Genomic DNA, 17,105 nt, shown 5'->3' with positions numbered 1-17,105 from the left:
CATGCGGATAAACCCCCAGCACCTGGCCGTGGGCGTCGTCTACACCATCTCGATCGGCTTCACCGCCAACCTGCTCACCCTCGCCAGGTCTCCGCTGGAGGCCGGGGCCCTGGCAGTCGCCTCGATCGCCTTCCTGATCCCGCACCACCTGCAGATACAGGCCGCGCTGCGGGGCAGGGGGCAGGGCGGCGTCCCGGTCGCCCTGATCGTCCAGACGGCGGCCACCTACGCGCCGATCCCCTATCTGCTCTCGCTCTGGGTCGTCCTCGGCTACAACTGGGCGGTGAGCATGCCGACGATCCTGACGGGGGTCGTGCTCGTCCGGCTCCGGCCGAGGTTCGCGATCCCCATCATGACCGTGATCGGCGTGATCACCTTCTGGCTGGGCATGCGCGTGTCGGGCGGCTACCTGACGGTGCCGATCTACAACCTGATCACGGTCGTGGTGACGGGCGGGGTGACCTACGGGGCGGTGCGGCTGGTCGTTGTCAGCAGGGAGCTGGAGCAGGCCAGGACGGAGCTGGCCGAGGCCGCCGTGCTGCGGGAACGGCTGCGGATCTCCCGGGACCTGCACGACGGGCTGGGCAGCAACCTGACCGCCATCGCCCTCAAGGGCGACCTCGCCCGCAAGCTGGTCGAGCGCGACCCCGCGGCGGCGCGGGCCGAGCTGTCGGAGCTGGTCCACATCGCCAGGGACGCCGCCCAGGAGGTACGGCAGGTGGCGCGGGGCTACCGGGAGATGTCGCTGCGGGAAGAGGTGCACCGGGCGGTCGCGCTGCTGGAGGCCTCCGGGGTGAACTGCCAGACCAACCTCGCCGAACTCCAGGTCCCCCGGCCGGTCGACGAGGTGCTGGCCTGGGCGGTGCGGGAGGGGATCACCAACGTGGTACGGCACAGCCACGCGACGACCTGCTCGATCAGCACCTCCGCGCACGGCGGCGCCGTACGGCTGGAGCTGGTCAACGACCGCGCCCGCAGGCGCTCGGTGGACGGCGGCGGCCTGACCGGCCTGAAGGAACGGGCCGGCGGCCTGGGTGGCTCGGTCAGCGCGGAGCGGACCGACAACGGCGGGTTCCGGCTCACAATGGAGGTTCCGGCGTGACCGGCGTGACCGGCGCGATCGGCGTGAAGCAGGCAGGGAACGGCAGATGCCGGCCCGTGACGGAGGTGGCGGCATGACCGGCGGGAAGCGGCCCGGGAACAGCGGATGCCGGCCCGTGACGGAGGTGGCGGCGTGATCCGCGTGCTGCTCGCCGAGGACATGCACATGATCAGGGCGGCGCTCACCGCGCTGTTGCGGCTGGAGCCCGACATCGAGGTGGTCGCCGAGGTCGTCCGCGGCGACCAGATCGTCTCCGAGGCCCTGCGGACCCGGCCGGACGTGGCGGTGCTGGACATCGAACTGCCCGGCGTCGACGGCATCACCGCCTCGGTGGAGCTGCGCGAGAGACTGCCGGGCTGCCGGATCCTGATCCTGACCGCGATGGGCCAGCCGGGCCAGGTGCGCAGGGCGCTGGCGGAGGGCATCGAGGCGTTCCTGGTCAAGGACGCCCCCGGCGACCATCTGGCGGACGCGATCCGCCGCACCGCCCAGGGCCTGCGGGTGCTGGACCCCGAGCTGGTCGCCGCCGCCATCGAGTACGGTGCGAGCCCGCTGACCCCCCGCGAGGCCACCGTGCTCAAGGAGGCCGCGAAGGGGGCCCCGGCGGAGGAGATCGCCGGACGGCTGCATCTCTCCACCGGGACGGTGCGCAACTACCTGACCAGCGCCATCACCAAGACCGGCGCCCGCAACAAGATCGACGCCGTCCGGATCGCCGAGGACGTCGGATGGATCTAGAACGATGGATCTAGAACACGAAGGTACTAGACGTCGGTGACGCGGAGCCCGGCGTGGGCCTTGTAGCGGCGGTTGATGGAGATGAGATTGGCGGTCAGCGCCTCGACCTGGTGGGCGTTGCGCAGGCGGCCGGCGTACACACCGCGGACGCCGGGGATCTGGCCGGCGAGCGCCTGGACCGTGTCGGTGGCCTCGCGGTCGTCGCCCAGGACGAGCACGTCCAGGTCGACCTCGGCGACGTCGGGGTCCAGCAGCAGGACGGCCGAGACGTGGTGGAAGGCGGCTACCACACGGCTGTCCGGGAGCACCGCGGCCGCCTGCTGGGCGGCGCTGCCCTCCTCGACGGCCAGCGCGTAGGCGCCCTGCTTGTCGAAGCCCATCGGGTTGACGCAGTCGATGACGATCTTGCCGGCCAGCTCGGCCCGCAGGGACTCCAGGGTGGACCTGTGGCCCTCCCACGGGATCGCCACGATCACCACGTCGGCCTCGGCGGCCACGGTCGCGTTGTCGGCGCCGCGCGCCGGCAGCCCGAGGCCCGCCGCCGCCTCCGCGGCCCGCTCCGCGCTGCGCGAACCGATCAGCACGGTATGTCCCGCCATGGCGAAACGCCTGGCCAGCCCCTTGCCCTGATCACCGGTGCCGCCCAGGATCCCGATCGAGATTCCGCTCACGTCCAGACTGTCAGTGCTCACTCGTCGCTCCTCGGCGTTGTCCTGTGCAGGTCGGCGCCGGGCTCACCCGGCCCCACGACATGCTCAGATCATGCCAGGACCCGTGTTCGCGCAACCAATCGGAGGTGACTGCGGCAACATGGACGCATGGACGCTCGGTCGGTGGCACTTCTGCGCGAGATCCTCGACTCCACCGGCTGGGTGGAGCGCACCCGCGAGTTCGGTCTCGCCCTGCGGGCGACGCGGTCCCCGGGAGGCCTGCTGGTGGTCGGCACTCCCGACGAGGAGCCCTGGCATCTGACCGCGCATCTCAGCGACGAGGCCCGGCTCGTCGGGCTGCCCCAGCTCGCCCCCACGCTGGTGCGCTGGGCGCCCGCCCCGGACGGGCCCGCGCACCTGCGGGTCGGTCTGGAGCGGATCGAGCGGGCCCGGCGGGGCGAGACGCTGTTCGTGGTGACCGAGGAGCAGGCCCCCGCGCCCCTGCTGGAACGGGTGAGCGACGCCCGGCGCACCGGCGCCACGATCCTGGCCCTGGACGGCGGCGACCCCGAGCTGGAGGGGCTGGCCCACGACGCGCTGGCGGTCCCCGCCCAGGCCCCGCTCTCCTTCGACGGGGCCCAGCACCTGGTCAGCATGGCGGCGGGCCAGGTGGAGCGGCGCCCCGGCCTGCGCGACCGGCTGGCCAGGCTGCTGGAGCGGGTCAGCGGCCCCCAGGTCGCCGACTGACCGGAGCCCGCGCCCGCCCGCGGGCCACCGGAGCCACAGCGGACAACCGGCCGGCCCGCACACCACCGGACCGGCCACAGCAGGCAACCGGCCGGCCCGCACACCACCCGACCGGCCACAGCAGGCAACCGGCCGGTCCGCGCACCACCGGCGGGCCCTCGGGTCAGCGGACCTCGTAGCGCTCCCCGAGCCGTGCGACGAGGCCCTCCGCGGCCGCCCTCAGCGCGGCGACGACCACCGCCTGCACCGGGCCGGGCTCCCCCGACCGGGTACGGCTGACGCGGGTGACGGCGTCCAGGCGGCGGGCGCCCACACCGGTGATGTCGGTGACCACGACCTCTCCGGCCGGGACGTCCAGCAGGGCCAGCGACGGCACGATCGCCACCCCGTGCCCCGCCGCGACCAGGGCGAGGGTGGGCGGGAACTCCTCGATCACGTGCGCCCGGTGCGGGGTGAACCCGTACAGGGCGGCCAGCCGTTCCAGCGCGTGCCCGCACGCCTGGTCGGCCGGTCCCGCCACCCAGGGCACGCCGCCCAGCTCCGCGACGCCGCGCGGAATCTCCGTCCAGCTCGGCGGCACCACGATGCGGTACTCGTCCACGTGGAGGGGGTGGGAGACGACCGAGGGCCGCACCGGGACGGGCTTGTCGGCGTCCTGCTCGGTGATGGCCAGGTCGATGCCGCCGAGGCGGAGCTCCTGCAGCGCGGGCGGGCCGTACAGCTCGTGGATGCGCGGCCTGATCTCGGGGTGGCGCTCGGCCAGCGTGCCCAGCGCGGGCACCAGCAGATGCCTGATGACGGTGGGGAACGCCGCGATCGACACCGGCCCGGCCAGCAGCTCCGAGAACCGGGTCAGCTCCCGTTTCGCCTCGGTCAGCTCCTCCTCGACCCGCTCGGCGTATCCGGCGAGGACCCGCCCCGCCGGGGTGAGCGCGATCCGGCGCTGCGACCGGTCGACGAGCGCGAGTCCGACCTCCCGTTCCAGGAGCGCGAGCTGCTGGGAGACCGCCGAGGCGGTCAGGTGCAGCGCCTCGGCCGCGCGCACGACGCCACCGCGTCGCGCGACCTCATGGAGTACCCGGAGGCGGCGGGGATCGATTTCCATGCAGCTGAGCTTACGTGGATGTTAAGGAGACTTTATTTGCCCTTCAGGGATGGGCGCCAGGATCATGGGGGCATGCCCACCATCCCCACCGGCGTGTGATCCGGTGTCCCTCCTGATCAACGCGCTCGGCTGGCTCGGCGCAGGCGTCATGCTGTACGGCTACGCCATGGTGTCCGCCTCCCGGATGGCCGGTGACGGCATGCCGTTCCAGACGATCAACCTCGTCGGGGCGATCGCCCTGATGATCAATACGGCCTACCACTCGGCGTGGCCCTCGGCGATCCTCAACGTCGTCTGGGGCGTGATCGGCCTGGTGGCCGTCACCAGGATGGTCATGGCCCGGACCAGGAAGAAGACGGTGAACGTCCCATGACCCGGCTGGTCGAACTGAGCCACCGCATCACCGAAGGCATGCGCACCTACCCGGGGATCCCCGGGCCACGGCTCGGCGCGCACCTGACCAGGGAGGCCTCGCGCGAGGTCTACGCCCCCGGCACCGAGTTCCACATCGGCAGCATCGAACTGGTCGCCAACACCGGCACCTACCTGGACACCCCCTATCACCGCTACCCGGACGGCCCCGACCTGTCCGGGGTGCCGCTGGAGGCCGTCGCCGACCTGCCGGGGGTGGTCGTACGGGCCGAGGGCCTGCGTTCGGTGGGCCGCGACCGGTTCGCCGGATGCGACGTGCGAGGCAGGGCCGTGCTCGTCCAGACCGGCTGGGACCGGCACTTCGGCACCGAGGACTACTTCCACGGCCACCCCTACCTCGAAGCCGGGGCCGCCGAGTGGCTCGTGGCCCAGGGCGCGGCACTCGTCGGGATCGACACGCTGAACATCGACGACACCCCGCCCCGCGGCGAACGTCCCGCGCACACGCTCCTGCTGGGCGCGGGCATCCCGATCGTGGAGCACATGACCGGCCTGGCCGCGCTCCCCGACACGGGGTTCCGCTTCCACGCCACCCCGCCGATGGTGGCGGGCATGGGCACCTTCCCGGTCCGCGCCTACGCGGTCCTGGACGGCTGAGCGGCGACTTCCGGCTGTTCAGCGGGGCGCGCGACCGGTTGTCCGCCCCGGCGTGGCAGTCCTGCGGGAGCCTGCTCGGCGGCAGGGGCCCGTCGCCGGTGTCTCCACCCGCGCCTCCGGCGGAGACCCGACCGAGGCCGGCGCCCACGGCCCCGAGCCCGGCCTTCCGCGACCCGGCGGCATCGGCGGCATCGGGGGCATCGGCGGGGAGCCGGGGCGGCCTCCCCGGCCGGGGCCGCTAGTCGTCCCCGTTCCAGGTCTTGTCCTCCTCCTTCCACGCCTCGTTGCGCTCGGCCGCCGTCTTCAGCGCGTTGGCGGCGGCCTCCCGGCTCTCGTAGGGGCCCAGCCGGTCCTTGTTCGGGCATCCCTCGTCGGGCTCGACCGCCATGTGCTTCAGACAGAACCACCACTGATCACTCATGACGGCAATACTGCCCACTGGGAAGCACAACTAGACTGGGGGACCATGACGACACTGCTCCAGCCCGGGCGGATCTCGCCCATCCGCAAGGTCCCCGCCGGCATCGAGCGGCCGGAGTATGTCGGGAAGAAATCCCCGAAGACCGGCGAGCCCGATGTCAAGACGCCCGAGATCATCGAGCGGATGCGCATCGCCGGCAAGCTCGCCGGCCAGGCGCTCGAGGAGGTCGGCAGGCACGTGGCGCCCGGCGTCACCACCGACGAGCTCGACCGGATCGGTCACGAGTTCCTCTGCGACCACGGCGCCTACCCCAGCACGCTCGGCTACCGGGGCTATCCCAAGTCGCTGTGCACCTCGATCAACGAGGTGATCTGCCACGGCATCCCGGACGACACGGTGCTGCGCGACGGCGACATCGTCAACGTCGACATCACCGCCTTCATCGGCGGCGTGCACGGCGACACCGACGCCACCTTCCTGGTCGGCGACGTGGACGAGGAGTCACGCCTGCTGGTCGAGCGCACCCGCGAGGCCACCAACCGGGCCATCAAGGCCGTCGCGCCCGGCCGCCAGCTCAACGTGGCCGGCCGCATCATCGAGGCCTACGCCAAGCGGTTCGGCTACGGCGTGATCCGCGACTTCACCGGCCACGGCATCGGCACCACGTTCCACTCCGGCCTGATCGTCCCGCACTACGACGACCCGTCGCTGGCGGTCACCCTGGAGCCCGGCATGACGTTCACCATCGAGCCCATGCTGACCCTCGGCACGATCGACTACGACATCTGGCCCGACGGCTGGACCGCCGTGACCAAGGACCGCAAGCGGACCGCCCAGTTCGAGCACACCATCCTGGTCACCGACACCGGCCACGAGATCCTGACGCTGCCCTGAGGGCTAACGGGGCGCCGCGGCGGTCACGGTGGTGCCCCCGCCCATGACGCCGTTGACGGTGAGGGTGCCTCCGAGGTCGGCGAAGTGGGCCCGCATGGCGGTGATCCCCCGGCCCGCGGCCGGACCGGAGAAGCCGACGCCGTCGTCGCTCACCGTCATGCGCAGCCCGCCCCCGCCCAGCGTCACGGCGACGGAGACGATGTTCGCGCGGCTGTGCCGCTCGACGTTGGAGAGGGCCTCGTCCAGCGTGGCCAGAACGGCCCTGGCGGCTCGGGGAGGGACGTCCTCACCGGGCAGCGCCCAGATCTCGACGACGGTCCCGGTGCGCTCGGCCCACTCGGTGAGATGCTCTTCAAGGGCCTGTGCCAGACTCCGGCTCCGCCCGCCACGCATGCGCACTTCCTCGGACACTGATCAACCTTCCTGACGCACAAGGCGACCACCGGTCTCCCGGCACGGCACGCGGCCGGCAGGTCTGACTCGACGTGGCGCGCGACGACCAAGCGCTGCACCCGCTGCGGTGATGCCCGAACCCCCGCCTACCAGGCTACCGGAGGCGCCTGGGGCGGGGATGGAAGATAGGGGGCCGTAGCCGTCCCGCTACTCTGCGCGCTCCCTCTTGTCGAGCTCGGCCAGGTAGTCGTTGTAGGCGTCGAGCTGGGCGTCGCCGGAGCCGCCGGTGCGTGCCGCGAGGGCGTCGGCCCGGCGGTCGGCGCGACGGGCCTTGCGGTCGTCGTCCTGCCACCACTGGAAGGCCAGTGCGATCAGCACGATCAGCGTCGGGATCTCACCGAAGCCCCAGGCGATGGCGCCGCCGGTCCGCTGGTCGGCGATCGCGGAGACGCCCCAGGTGCGGCCGAGCTGGTCGTACCACTCACCGGCGAGCACGGTGCCCATGCTCATCAGCGCGATGCCGAAGAACGCGTGGAAGGGCATCGTGACGAACAGGAGCATCAACCTGGCGTAGTGGGGCAGCTTGTGCGGCGCCGGGTCCACCCCGATGATCACCCAGAAGAACAGGGAGCCGCTGATCAGGAAGTGCACCGTCATGGCGATGTGGCCGAGGTGCTCCTCCATCGCGGCGGCGAACAGCGGGGTGAAGTACAGCGCGTAGGTGGAGACGACGAAGATCGCGGTGGCGATCGCCGGGTGGGCGACGAAACTGACGTACCTGCTGTGCAGGATCGTGGTCAGCCACTCGCGCGGCCCCCGGTCGCCCCGCTGCGCGGCGGGCTTGAGCGCGCGCAGCGCCAGCGTGACCGGGGCTCCGAGCACCAGGAAGATCGGCACCAGCATGGACAGCGTCATGTGCTCGGCCATGTGGGCGCTGAACAGCACCTTGGCGTAGCGGGAGACGCCGCTCTGGGTGGCGATGAGCAGGATCAGCACGCCGATGAACCAGGCGACGGTGCGGCCCACGGGCCAGGAGTCGCCGCGGCGGGCGAGCCGTACGACTCCGGCGAGGTAGAGCCCGCCCAGCAGGGCGATCAGGGTGCCGGAGAACAGGTCGAGCCACCACAGCGAGGCCAGGTTGGCCGGCGAGATCTCCGGCGGCATGGGGTAGCCGAGCAGCTCGAAGGCGCGGTCGGCCGGCAGCACCGCCGGAGGCGGGGCGGTGCGGGAGAGCGCGACGGCCAGCCCGACGGTCGCGAACATGACGAGGATCTCGCAGGAGGCGAACCGGACGAAGGCGCCCGGCCCGCCGGCGGCGAGCTGGGGCAGGGTCCGCTTCCTGTGCCACCAGCCGATGGCGCCGAGCACCGCGAACGCGGCGGTCTTGGCCAGCAGCAGCAGGCCGTAGTCGGAGGTGAAGAGCTCCGAGAGCGAGGTGAGCCGGGCCAGGACGCTGAACAGGCCCGACAGTCCCACGCCGATGAAACACCACAGCGCCATCGAGGAGAAGCGGGCGGCGGCGACCGCCAGGTGCGGCTGCCGGCGCAGCGCGTGGCCGCAGAGCACCGCGAGCCCGCCCACCCAGAGCGCGAGGACCAGCAGGTGCACCGCGACGCCGGTGGTCGCCAGGTCGTGGTTGGGCGAGGAGGCGGAGTGCCCGGTCAGCGCGGGAGGCAGCAGGGTGATCAGGGCGAGCAGGAGCAGGCCCGCGGCGGCGCCGGCGGTGATCGCCCCGCGGGCGAACAGCGCGATCGCCACCCCGAACAGCACCACCAGGGTGAGCGAGATGCCCTGGGAGACCTGGCTGGCGAAGCTGGTGAGCTCGTTGCCGCCGAGCACGTCGAGGACGGGCAGGCCGAGCGCGTCGGACAGGCTGAACACCATCGTCGCGGCCGCCGCGCCCGCCCAGACGAGCGCGAGCCACGAGGCGGCCCTGACGTAGACGAGGGCGGGCTTGCCGAGCAGGCCCTTGTCGCTGGGGAGGAAGGCCGTGGCGGCCAGCAGCACACCCACGGTGAGCACGCCCGCCACGTCCATCGCCAGCTTGGACAGCGGCAGCCCCCAGCGGGTGAGCGCGCCCTCGTCGGGCAGGCCGGGGATGATGCGCGGGCTCGCGGTGCCTCCGGCGATCATGGCGATCACCAGGCCGGCCACGGCCGCGGCGATGCCCGCGAGCACGAGCTTCACCGTCCGGCCCGTCTCCGCCCGCCGCTCGGCCTGGGTGGCCTGCCCCTGCCCGCTCATGGCTTCTTCTTGTTGCGCATGCTGAAGAACAGGCCGATGCCGACGCCGGTGACGCCGCCCACGATGAGCCACATCCAGCCGGGCACGCCGCCCGAGGACTCCGGCTCCTGCTCCGCCTGGGCCGCGGGAGCCGGGCTGATCACGGCCGTGGCCGGGGCCGCGCTCTCGGCGGGCGCCGGGGCCGCCGGGGACGCCGGCGACTCGGAGACGCTCTCGGACGGCGCCGCGGAGGGCGTCTCCGGGCCGACGAGGGTGAAGGGGATCTCCCCTTCGATCGGATGGCCGTCGGACGAGACCACCCGGTAGGCGATGACGTAGTCACCGGGCGGGAGGTCGTCCTTGAGCCGCTGGGTCACCACCGCGCCGTCGACGGCGGGCTTGCCGTCCTGGTGGGCGACGTTGTCCGCGGTGTGCACGACGACGTTCGGGAAGCGCACCGAGGCGCTGAACGTCAGCTTCACCTGCTTGAGGCTCTCGACCTTGGCGCCCTTGGCAGGATCACTGCTCTTGAGCGTGTCGTGGGCGAGGGCGGGCGAGGCGAAGGCCGTGCCGAGGACGAGGGCGGCGATGAGCGCGAGAACGACCGCGACAGGGGAAGTCTTCATGGCAATCCCAAGGCTACCGACGCCATCACGCGGTCCTGACCCCTCCCCGTCCCGATCTACAGTCCCACGCAGGCCAGTGCCCGCTGGTAGGCGTCCACGCTCCGGGCGGGCTCGTCGATGCGCTCCAGGATCCGCGCGGCGGTCAGCCACGCGTGGGCCGTGTAGCGGGTGGTCGGCGACCGCTCCAGGCACTCCGCCCCGGTCAGCAGCTCCTGTATGGCCTTGTCCTGCCTGCCGAGCTCGGCGAGGGTCTCGCCGTGCAGCAGCCGGGCCTCGGCCTGCAGGACCTGCGGCATGCCGTCGAGCAGGTCGCAGACGGCGCGCATGTGCTCGCCGGCGCGCTCGGACTGGGAGAGCAGCAGCTCCACCCGGGCGAGGTTCATCGCGCAGCGCATCTTGTCCATCGGGTTGGCGGAGGTCTCGACCAGCTCGGACTCCACCTTGAGCAGCACGTCGCGCCAGGCCTCCGCCTCCATGGGCCGCACGGTCAGCAGCACCTGGGCGTAGTCGCCGCGCAGGCGGGCCAGCCGGCGGGGGTCGCCGTACTCGGACTGGATGGCGATGGCGCGCTCGACGTGGGTGACGGCCTCATCGGAGTGACCGGTCTCGACGGCGACGATCGCGGCGCCCCAGTGGGCCAGGGTGAGCGACTGCGGCGAGCCGAGGAGGTCGGCGGCGGCGAGCACCTCGGCGGAGAACTGACGGGCCCGGAGCAGGTCGCCGCGCTCGACGTAGGCGGCGAGGAGCTGGGCGCCCAGCCTCATCAGGTCGTCGGTCCAGGCGGGCCGGACCGCCCCGCCGATGATCTGCTCGGGGACCTGCACCGCCTGGGCCAGGTCGCCCTGCTCGCGGTAGCACCGCGAGAGCGCGACGGCGACCGCGACGTGACGCTCGGGGGCCATCAGCGCGGCCTCGTTCCTGCGGAGCGTGTTGAGCAGGACGATCGCCTCGTCCAGGTCGCCGCAGGCCTCGGTCGCCAGCGCCAGGCCGTACTCGGCGTCCTGCCTGAGCTGGGGCAGGCCCGCCAGGCCGTTGTCGGCGAGGAGCTCGGCGTAGCGGGTGCGGGCCTCGGCGACCTCGCCGTTGTCCATGGCCAGCTGCGCGTAGCTCAGCGCGAGCTCGATCTCCTGCATCTGCTCGGCCGTTACGCCGTTGATCAGATAGGTGAGGGAACAGTCGAGCTTTTCGGCCAGGAGTTCCAGCACGGAAGGGGTCGGAGTGCGCTTGCCGCTCTCGATGAGCGACACGTAACTGTCCGAAAGTTCCGGATGAGCTAGCTGCGCCTGGGAAAGGCCCCGTTGCCGGCGGACGGTCTTGATGCGCTGCCCGACCAAGTCTTGACCAGTCACGTTACCCCTTGAAAGATGTCATTCGAGCAGCAGAACCTACGACAGGAGTCTCCCCGTGCGCCGACGTCTCGCCTTGTCCGCCCTCGCCGTGCTGTTTACGGCCGCTTTTGCCGTCACCGGTAATGCTACGACCGCAAGCGCTGATTCGTCTGCCCCCTCAGAGGCCGCCTCTGAGTATTCTTCGGAGTGGTACGTGATGCAGTCCCTGGGCTGGAACCACCCGGACTGACCGAAGGATCAGTTCGCTCGCAGGGCGAGGAACAGGTCGACCCGGTCCGCCATCGTGGACAGGTCCCGTCCGGTGAGCTCCTCCACCCGGCGGATGCGGTAGCGGACCGTGTTGACATGGACGTGCAGGCGTTCGGCACAGGCGTTCCACGAGCCCACACAGTCGAGGAACGTGCCGAGCGTCCGCACCAGGTCGGAGTTGTGACGCCGGTCGTAGTCGGACAGCGGGTCCAGCGTCCTCGCCGCGAACGACCGCCGCACGTCGTCGGGGACGGTGGCCAGCAGCAGCGCGTGCGTGTAGATCTCGTCACTGGTCACGACTCCCCCGCCGCGCGCCTCCGCCAGCCGCCGCGCGTGACCCGCCTCCTCCGCGCCGCCCCGGATCGCCGACGGACCGGTCAGCGCGGCGCTCACCCCGATCGACACCCGGATCCCGGGCAGCCCGGCCGCCAGCGCCCGCGCGCCCGCCCGCAGCGTCTCGGCCAGCTCGCCGGCGGTGCCGCTCAGCGGCACCAGCGCCACCGCCCCGTCCGCCCCCGCGGCGGCCACCACCCGGGGGCGCAGCAGTTCCTCCAGGACCCGGCCGCCGAGCCCGGCCGGGTCGGGCCCCCCGGTCGCCCCGGGCCGGGCGACGGTCGCGTTCACCACGGAGTACGGCTCGGCCGGGCCGATCCCGCAGGTCCGCAGGCCGGCGTTGAGCTCGGCCGGATCGCTCCCCGCCGAGCGGGCCAGCGCGATCAGCTGCTCGGCGAGGCGGCGCTCGACCCGCCTGCCCTCCTCCATCCTCGTCCGTTCCAGCGCGACGCAGGCCGCCAGCTCGAAGCCGAGGTCGGCCTCGCCGAGCAGGTCGCCCCCGCAGACCAGGGCCCAGCCCGCGGCGCGGTGCTCGCGGCCCACGCCGAAGAGGGTGAAGGTCCCCGAGGGGGCGCGGACGGCGTGCGGCAGCCGGGGGGCGGTCAGATACTCGTGCGCGAGCCGTACGGCGTCCGCCCGGTCCAGGGCGCCGGCGATGAGTGCGCCGGTGGAGGAGACGACCGCGCCCGCCATCGCGAGCTCCCCGTCCATCAGCGCGAACAGCTCCGGCAGGCCGGCGCCCTCGGCGACCGCCGCGACGATCCTGCGGTGGCGGCCGAGGGCGTCGCGCAGCTCCGCGTGCCGGGGGGCGACCATCTCCGCGACCGTCCGGAAGGAGACCTCGACGGGCACCGCCAGCAGCGGCAGGCCGTGCGCGCGGCACGCCCGGACGAGGTCGTCGGGCACCTGGCCGAGCCAGGCGCTGCCGGCGCCGAGCGCGGCCACCCCGGCCTCGGCCAGGCGGCCCACGAACCGTTCGGAGTCCTCGGGCCCGTTGCGCCACATGAGGCCCGACAGCACCAGCTCCCCGCCGGACAGGTAGCGCCCGGGATCGGGCAGGTCGGTGATCTGCACGCCGGTGAAGTCGCGGTCCAGGTGCTCCTCGCCCGCCAGCAGGGTGAGCCCGAGCTCCGCCATCCCGACCAGGTCACGTATCCGCATAATTGGATAAAACTACAAGGGCCGTCAACAGCCCCGTCCCGCGTTTCGTCGCGTCCGCCATGTTCACCTCTGACCTGGGCTGATGTACTGCTGTGGTGAGCGGCATCGAGACCCGGCAGGGCCGGAGCCAGGGCGTCGGCGAGAGCGTGCCGCGCCCCGACGGGACGCTGAAGGCGACGGGCGAGTTCGCCTATTCCTCCGACCTCTACCTCGCGGACATGATCTGGGGGGTGACCCTGCGCAGCCCGCACCCGTCCGCCTGGATCCGCTCGGTCGACATCGGCCCTGCGCTGGCCATGCCGGGCGTGCTGGCGGTGCTCACCCACGAGGACGTGCCGGGCGAGAAGTTCTACGGCCTGGAGCACAGGCACCAGCCGGTGCTGGCCGTCGACCAGGTCCGCTACCAGGGGGAGCCGGTCGCGCTGGTGGCCGCCGACCATCCCGAGCGGGCCAGGCGCGCGGCCGAGGCGATCGTCGTGGAGTACGAGGTCCGCGAGGCGGTCGTCGATCCGCGCCGGGCCGCCTTCGACCCCTCCTGCCCGACGGTCCACGACCACGGCAACGTGCTGCGCCACCAGCCGGTCCGGGTCGGCTCCGACTTCGAGGCCCCCGTGGTGGTCACCGGGGAGTACGAGGTGGGCATGCAGGACCAGGCCTTCCTCGGCCCGGAGTCCGGCCTGGCCGTACCGGCCGAGGACGGCGGGGTGGACCTGTTCGTCGCCACCCAGTGGCTGCACGTGGACCGCGACCAGATCGCGCCCTGCCTCGGGCTCCCCCCCGAGCGGGTACGGCTGTCGCTGGCCGGGGTGGGCGGCGCGTTCGGCGCCCGCGAGGACCTGTCCATGCAGGTCCACGCGTGCATGCTGGCGCTGCGCACCGGCCGTCCCGTGAAGATCGTCTACAACCGCGAGGAGTCGTTCTTCGGTCACGTGCACCGGCATCCGGCCTGGATGCGCTACGAGCACGGCGCGACCTCCGACGGCAGGCTGCTCTACGTCAAGGCGGAGATCCTGCTCGACGGCGGCGCGTACTGCTCCTCCTCCCCCGCCGTGGTCGGCAACGCCGCCTCCCTCGGGGTGGGCCCGTACGAGGTGGGCAACGTCCGGATCGACGCCTACGGCGTCTACACCAACAACCCGCCCTGCGGGGCCATGCGCGGCTTCGGCGCGGTGCAGGCCTGCTACGCGTACGAGTCGCAGATGGACAGGCTGGCCGAGGCGTGCGGCATCTCCCCGGTCGAGGTCCGCGTCCGCAACGCGGTCTCCCAGGGTTCCACACTGGCCACCGGGCAGGTGATCGACAGTCCCGCGCCGCTGGCCGACATGCTCCGCGAGCTGGCGTCCATGCCGCTGCCCGAGGCCGCGGGGGCGGACCTGCTGGACATGCCCGGCGGCGTGTCGCAGACCACCCACGGCGAGGGGGTGCGGCGGGGCGTCGGGTACGGCGTCGGCATCAAGAACATCTGCTTCTCCGAGGGCTTCGACGACTACTCCACCGCCCGGGTCAGGGTCGAGCTGCTCGGCGGCGAGCCGCACGTCCTCGTGCACACCGCGGCGGCGGAGGTCGGCCAGGGCCTGGTGACGATCCAGGAGCAGATCGCCCGCACCGAGCTGGGCGTCGACAGGGTGACGGTCGCCCAGGCCGACACCTCGGTGGGCTCGGCCGGGTCCTCCTCGGCCTCCCGCCAGTCGTACGTCACGGGCGGCGCGGTCAAGACCGCCTGCGAGGCCGTACGGGAGCGGCTGGACGAGCTGCGGGCCGACGGGTCGTCGCTGGTGGAGGCGCTGGAGCGGGCCGGGGCGGTCGAGGAGACCCGGGAGTACCGGCACCGGCCGACCTTCCCGATGGACCCCGTCACCGGGCAGGGCGACTCCCACACCCAGCTCGCGCTGTGCGTGCACCGCGCCGTGGTCGACGTGGACGTGGAGCTCGGCCTGATCAAGGTGGTGGAGCTGGCAGCCGTGCAGGACGTGGGGAAGATCATGAACCTGTCCGCGCTGGAGGGGCAGATCCACGGCGGCTCGGCGCAGGGGCTGGGGCTGGCGCTGATGGAGGAGATCCAGGTCGCGGAGGGGCGGGTGCTCAACCCCTCCTTCACCGACTACCTGATCCCCACCGTCCTCGACATGCCCCCGATGCGCGTGTCGATCCTGGAGAACCCCGACCCGCACGCCCCCTACGGCCTGCGCGGTGCGGGCGAGCCTCCCACGCTGTCGTCCACCCCCGCCGTGGCCGCCGCCGTACGGGCCGCCACCGGCCTGCCCCTGTCACGGGTGCCCATCCGCCCCCATGACATCGTGCCGAACGGGTAGGAACCGATCGTCCCCCCGCGCGAGGGGGGAGCTATGGATCGGTTCTTCGAGCTGTCGGCACGCGGTTCGACCGTCGGCCAGGAGGTCCGGGGCGGTCTCACCACGTTCATGGCGATGGCCTACATCATCCTGCTGAACCCGATCATCCTGGGCGGGGCCGTCGACGTCACCGGCGCGAAGCTGTCGATCCCGCAGCTCACCGCGGCGACCATCATCGCGGCGGCGGTGAGCACGATCCTGATGGGGCTGGTGGGCAACGCGCCGTTCGGCGTCGCGGCGGGGCTGGGGCTGAACGCGGTGGTCGCCTACCAGGCCGCGCCGTTCATGACCTGGGCGCAGGCGATGGGGCTGGTCGTGCTGGAAGGCCTGGTGATCGTGATCCTGGCGGTCTCCGGGGTGCGGCGGCTCATCATGAACTCCATCCCCCTGGCGCTCAAGCACGCGATCAGCGTGGGCATCGGGATGTTCATCACGCTGATCGGGCTGGTGGACGCCGGGTTCGTCGCGAGGGGGACGGGGACGCCGGTGCAACTCGGCAGGACCGGGCACCTGACCGGCTGGCCGGTGGCGCTGTTCTGCTTCGGCCTGCTGCTGGTGATCGTGCTGTTCGTGCGCAAGACCCGGGGGGCCATCCTGATCGGCATCGTGGTCACCGCCGTGCTGGCGATCGTGGTCAACTCGGTCGCGAGGATCGACCCGGCGGTCTGGGGCGTCGTGGTGCCCCGGCTGCCGGAGGCGGTGGTGGCGCTGCCGGACGCCGGGCTGATCGGCCAGGTGGACGTGTTCGGCGGGTTCGCCCGCGCCGGGGCGGTGACCGCGACGGTCGTGCTGTTCACGCTGGTGCTGTCCGGGTTCTTCGACGCGATGGGCACGATCATCGGGGTGAGCGACGAGGCGGGCATGGTGGACGCCGAGGGCCGGGTGCCCCGGCTGGGGGCCATCCTGACCGTCGACGGCGTGGCCGGGGCGATCGGCGGGTTCTCCAGTGCCTCGGCCAACACGGTCTTCGTGGAGTCGGCGGCCGGTGTCGGCGAGGGCGCCAGGACCGGCCTGGCCGCCCTGGTCACCGGCGGCATGTTCGTGCTGACCCTGTTCTTCACCCCGCTGGCCACGGTCGTCCCGGCCGCCGCGGCGGCCCCCGCGCTGGTGCTGGTGGGCGCCCTGATGATGACGCAGGCCAGGAACGTGCCCTGGGAGGACCTGACCCTGGCCATCCCGGCCTTCCTGACGATCGTCATGATGCCGTTCACCTACAGCATCACCAACGGCGTCGGCGCCGGTGTGATCAGCTACACCGTCATCCAGGCGGCGACCGGCCGGGTCCGGCGGATCCCGTGGCTGCTGTGGGTGGTCACCCTGGTCTTCGCGGCCTACTTCGCCATCGAGGGCATCCGGGTGCTGATCGGCTAGACCATGTCGTCGGGGTCGCAGGCGACGCCGTCATTGTCCTTGTCGACGTACCACTTGTACTCCTTGTGCTGATCCCGGTAGTAGGGCCCGTAGCCCTCCTTGGCCGCGGCCTTGCAGTCGGCGTATCGGGGATTGTCCCCGCCCTCCCGGTCCTGCTTGCCGCGGGCCGCCGCCGTGGGCGCGGCGGTCGGGGCGGGGGGCGTCGTGGCGGTCGTCGTCCCGGTCGTGGTCCCGGTCGTGGTCCCGGTCGTCGTCCCGGTCGTGGTCCCCGTCGTGGTCCCGGTCGTCGTGGTGGTCCCGGTCGTCGCGGCCGTGCCGGTGGGGGCGGTGCCGGTGGGGACCGTCCCCGGTGGGGTCGTGGGC

General features: G+C 72.4%; 17 protein-coding genes. 8 read left to right on the top strand and 9 right to left on the bottom strand.

Translation table 11 applies throughout. The annotated features are described in order from the left end of the window. Window position 1 precedes the first annotated feature (1 nt). Both CA984_RS22555 and CA984_RS22550 read left to right on the top strand, forming a co-directional pair. On the top strand, window positions 2-1,102 hold the full coding sequence (locus CA984_RS22555) for a sensor histidine kinase (protein WP_086575557.1): 1,101 nt from the start codon (window positions 2-4) through the stop codon (window positions 1,100-1,102). Window positions 1,103-1,234: 132 nt separating this feature from the next. Continuing rightward, window positions 1,235-1,840 carry a response regulator transcription factor gene (locus tag CA984_RS22550; protein WP_086575570.1) on the top strand — a complete coding sequence of 202 codons (606 nt, stop codon included), beginning with the start codon at window positions 1,235-1,237 and terminating at the stop codon, window positions 1,838-1,840. Between the two features lie 26 nt (window positions 1,841-1,866). Here CA984_RS22550 and npdG read toward each other — a convergent pair whose 3' ends face one another. Beyond that, entirely contained in the window at window positions 1,867-2,532 is a 666-nt protein-coding gene (npdG, locus tag CA984_RS22545) for an NADPH-dependent F420 reductase (RefSeq protein WP_086575556.1), read from the bottom strand. 126 nt (window positions 2,533-2,658) lie between these two features. Between npdG and CA984_RS22540 the strand changes: the two genes are divergently transcribed. Continuing rightward, on the top strand, window positions 2,659-3,237 hold the full coding sequence (locus CA984_RS22540) for a hypothetical protein (RefSeq protein ID WP_086575555.1): 579 nt from the start codon (window positions 2,659-2,661) through the stop codon (window positions 3,235-3,237). A gap of 163 nt (window positions 3,238-3,400) precedes the next feature. On the opposite strand, the gene CA984_RS22535 is transcribed toward CA984_RS22540, so the two are convergent. Next, the gene (locus CA984_RS22535) at window positions 3,401-4,342 is read right to left on the bottom strand and encodes a LysR family transcriptional regulator (RefSeq protein ID WP_086575554.1); all 942 of its coding nucleotides are present in this window, start codon (window positions 4,340-4,342) and stop codon (window positions 3,401-3,403) included. Between the two features lie 103 nt (window positions 4,343-4,445). Between CA984_RS22535 and CA984_RS22530 the strand changes: the two genes are divergently transcribed. After that, the gene (locus tag CA984_RS22530; protein ID WP_063767791.1) at window positions 4,446-4,715 is read left to right on the top strand and encodes a CBU_0592 family membrane protein; all 270 of its coding nucleotides are present in this window, start codon (window positions 4,446-4,448) and stop codon (window positions 4,713-4,715) included. Then, complete coding sequence (locus CA984_RS22525) at window positions 4,712-5,371, top strand: cyclase family protein (RefSeq protein ID WP_086575553.1); 660 nt, start codon at window positions 4,712-4,714, stop codon at window positions 5,369-5,371. Before CA984_RS22530 ends, CA984_RS22525 begins: the two co-directional genes overlap by 4 nt. Before the next feature lie 238 nt (window positions 5,372-5,609). On the opposite strand, the gene CA984_RS22520 is transcribed toward CA984_RS22525, so the two are convergent. Next, window positions 5,610-5,792, bottom strand: a complete 183-nt coding sequence (locus CA984_RS22520; protein WP_031167675.1) for a hypothetical protein — start codon at window positions 5,790-5,792, stop codon at window positions 5,610-5,612. A 45-nt stretch (window positions 5,793-5,837) separates the two neighbouring features. Between CA984_RS22520 and map the strand changes: the two genes are divergently transcribed. After that, window positions 5,838-6,686 (top strand): type I methionyl aminopeptidase, encoded by an 849-nt coding sequence (gene map, locus CA984_RS22515; protein WP_012889292.1) that lies wholly within the window; start codon window positions 5,838-5,840, stop codon window positions 6,684-6,686. Between the two features lie 3 nt (window positions 6,687-6,689). Here the strand turns inward: map and CA984_RS22510 are convergent, their stop codons facing one another. The 5 genes from CA984_RS22510 to CA984_RS22490 form a co-directional block, all read right to left on the bottom strand. Then, a complete protein-coding gene (locus CA984_RS22510; protein WP_133061745.1) occupies window positions 6,690-7,097 on the bottom strand; it encodes a sensor histidine kinase in 408 nt (135 codons plus the stop codon). A 189-nt stretch (window positions 7,098-7,286) separates the two neighbouring features. Beyond that, window positions 7,287-9,323 (bottom strand): bifunctional copper resistance protein CopD/cytochrome c oxidase assembly protein, encoded by a 2,037-nt coding sequence (locus CA984_RS22505; RefSeq protein ID WP_086575551.1) that lies wholly within the window; start codon window positions 9,321-9,323, stop codon window positions 7,287-7,289. After that, window positions 9,320-9,928, bottom strand: coding sequence for a copper resistance CopC family protein (locus CA984_RS22500; protein ID WP_086575550.1), 609 nt, complete (start codon window positions 9,926-9,928; stop codon window positions 9,320-9,322). The genes CA984_RS22505 and CA984_RS22500 overlap by 4 nt, the downstream gene beginning before the upstream one ends. Before the next feature lie 56 nt (window positions 9,929-9,984). Continuing rightward, complete coding sequence (locus CA984_RS22495; protein ID WP_086575549.1) at window positions 9,985-11,277, bottom strand: helix-turn-helix domain-containing protein; 1,293 nt, start codon at window positions 11,275-11,277, stop codon at window positions 9,985-9,987. Window positions 11,278-11,514: 237 nt separating this feature from the next. Beyond that, window positions 11,515-13,020, bottom strand: coding sequence for a PucR family transcriptional regulator (locus CA984_RS22490; protein WP_086575548.1), 1,506 nt, complete (start codon window positions 13,018-13,020; stop codon window positions 11,515-11,517). Between the two features lie 92 nt (window positions 13,021-13,112). On the opposite strand from CA984_RS22490, the gene CA984_RS22485 reads away from it, so the two are divergent. Both CA984_RS22485 and CA984_RS22480 read left to right on the top strand, forming a co-directional pair. Next, window positions 13,113-15,332, top strand: a complete 2,220-nt coding sequence (locus tag CA984_RS22485) for a xanthine dehydrogenase family protein molybdopterin-binding subunit (protein ID WP_086575547.1) — start codon at window positions 13,113-13,115, stop codon at window positions 15,330-15,332. A 33-nt stretch (window positions 15,333-15,365) separates the two neighbouring features. Beyond that, window positions 15,366-16,742, top strand: a complete 1,377-nt coding sequence (locus CA984_RS22480) for an NCS2 family permease (RefSeq protein WP_086575546.1) — start codon at window positions 15,366-15,368, stop codon at window positions 16,740-16,742. On the opposite strand, the gene CA984_RS22475 is transcribed toward CA984_RS22480, so the two are convergent. Continuing rightward, on the bottom strand, window positions 16,739-17,105 hold a 367-nt coding region (locus CA984_RS22475), incomplete at its 5' end, for an excalibur calcium-binding domain-containing protein (protein WP_133061744.1). The genes CA984_RS22480 and CA984_RS22475 overlap by 4 nt on opposite strands.

The organism is Streptosporangium minutum, assembly GCF_002149035.1.
GTDB classification, from domain to species: domain Bacteria; phylum Actinomycetota; class Actinomycetes; order Streptosporangiales; family Streptosporangiaceae; genus Streptosporangium; species Streptosporangium minutum.
The sequence above is the reverse complement of the archived record's forward strand: the minus strand, read 5'-3'. Positions and strand labels throughout refer to the sequence as shown.